Source organism: Mycobacterium sp. SP-6446 (assembly GCF_001954045.1).
Taxonomy (GTDB): Bacteria; Actinomycetota; Actinomycetes; order Mycobacteriales; family Mycobacteriaceae; genus Mycobacterium.
In genome coordinates this window covers 1-2,156 of the sequence record NZ_MBEM01000204.1, presented here as the reverse complement: position 1 = coordinate 2,156, position 2,156 = coordinate 1, and the positions used below count along the sequence as shown (strand labels likewise).

Below are 2,156 nucleotides of genomic sequence, written 5' to 3'. Positions count from 1 at the left end.
TGGCTCAACACGCTGACCTGTTCGCGAATGAGCAAGGCGTGCAAGTGCCCCGGCGAGCGAACCACCGATTCGGGCACCACCACCAGCCGCCCACCGTGCAAGAGCGCGCCGAAGATCTCCCACACCGAGAAGTCGAACGCCAGCGAGTGGCATTGCGTCCACACCTGCCCGGGCGAGAGCCCCAGGTCGGCGTCCAAAGCCTCGAGTAGCTGGGTCACGTTGCGATGGGCGACGGCCACCCCCTTGGGAACTCCGGTGGTGCCCGAGGTGTAGATCAGGTAGGCGATCTCGTCGGGGGCCGGGGCCGGCAGCGGTGTGTTCGGCTGGGCGGCGATCCGCGGGTCGTCGACGTCGATCACCGGCAGCGGCTGCCCGGCCAGCCGGTCGGCGTGTGCGGCGGTGGTGATCGCGGCGACGGGCGCGGCATCGCCGAGCACGAACTGCATCCGGGCGTCCGGCACCGCCGGGTCGATCGGCACATAGGCCGCACCGGTTTTCAGCACCGCCAGGATCGACACGATCGCCTCGGCCGAGCGGGAAAACAGCAGCGCCACCCGCTGCCCCGGGCCTACGCCCTGGCCAATCAGCAAGTGCGCCAACCGATTCGACGCCTCGTCAACCTCCCGGTACGTCATCGGAAGTCCCTCGAAGCTGATGGCGACCGCCTCGGGGGCGCGGGCCACCTGCGCGGCGAACACCGCCGGAATCGACACCGCGGAGGTCGCGGGTTGGGTCAGCGCCGCGCGGTTGGCCCAGCCATCCAGGCCGGCCTGCTCACCGGCATCGAGCACATCGACCGAGGAGAGCCGCCGTGCCGGGTCGGCGGTGATCGCCACCAAGACCCGCCGCAGCCGCTCGACGAGGGTTTCGATGCTGGCCGCGTCGAAGACGTCGGTGCGAAACTCCACCTCACCACCGATCCCGGCGGGCTCGCCAGTGTCCGTCCAGCGTTCGGCCAACGAAAACGTCAAATCCACACGGGCGCTATGGGTATCCGCCCGCAGCGGGCTGACCTCGAGATCACCCAACGCCACTCCGGCGGTGGGATCGCCTTGCTGCCAGTTCTGCCAGGCCAGCATCACCTGAACCAACGGATGATGCGCCAGCGAGCGGGCCGGGTTGAGCCGCTCCACCAACACCTCGAACGGCACATCCTGATGCTCATAGGCGGCCAGGCTGCGCGCACGCACCTGCGCCAGAACCTCGGCTACGGTCGGGTCCCCGGCCACATCGAGGCGCAACACCAGGGTGTTGACGAAGAAACCGACCAAGTCATCCAAAGCGGCGTCGCGTCGCCCGGCGATCGGGAATCCCACGGCCACATCGCTTGTCGCGCCGATCTTCGCCAGCAACACCGCCAGCGCGGCCTGCATCACCATGAAGCTGGTCGCGTTGTGTTCCGCCGCCACCCGGCGCAGCTGCCGCTGCACCTCGACGGGCCACTCCACCGCAACCGTGGCCCCGCGGTAATCGGCCACCGGCGGGTAGGGCCGATCGGTCGGCAACGCAAGGCGCTCCGGCATTCCCGCCAAAGCGCCCTCCCAGTACGCCAATTGCGCACCGATGCGGCTCTCGTTGTCGTCGAGCTCACCGAATTGCGCACGCTGCCACAGCGTGTAGTCGACGTACTGCACCGGCAACGGCACCCACCCGGGCGGCTGCCCCACCGCACGGCTCGCGTAGGCCACACCCAGATCGCGCACCAGCGGGCCGACCGAGAGTCCGTCGGCGGCGATGTGATGCACCACCGCGGCCAGCACATGCTCGTCCTCGCCCATGCGGAAAAGCCGCGCCCGCAACGGAATCGCGTCCGCCAAATCGAACGCGTGGGCCGCCATCTCCTCGATGGCGTCCCGCAGCCGGCTTTCCGACCAGCCCGCGGCGTCGACGACATCCCAGCCGAAATCGGCCCGCTCAACGGGCATCACGACCTGCTGCGGTGCGCCCTGCGGGGCGACGAACACGGTGCGCAGGCTCTCATGGCGGGCCACCACATCGGCCAACGCCGAACTCAGCGCGTCGGCATCGAGCCGACCGCGCAGCCGCAGGGCCACCGCCATGTTGTAAACCGGTGAGGGACCGTGCAATTGGTCCAAGAACCACAACCGGTTCTGGGTGAACGACAACGGCACCACCGCCGGCCGCTCCCCGGCCAC

1 protein-coding gene is annotated in these 2,156 nt (G+C 69.2%); it reads right to left on the bottom strand.

The genetic code is table 11. The annotated features are described in order from the left end of the window. On the bottom strand, window positions 1-2,156 hold a 2,156-nt coding region (locus A5736_RS18035), incomplete at both ends, for a condensation domain-containing protein (RefSeq protein WP_139333404.1).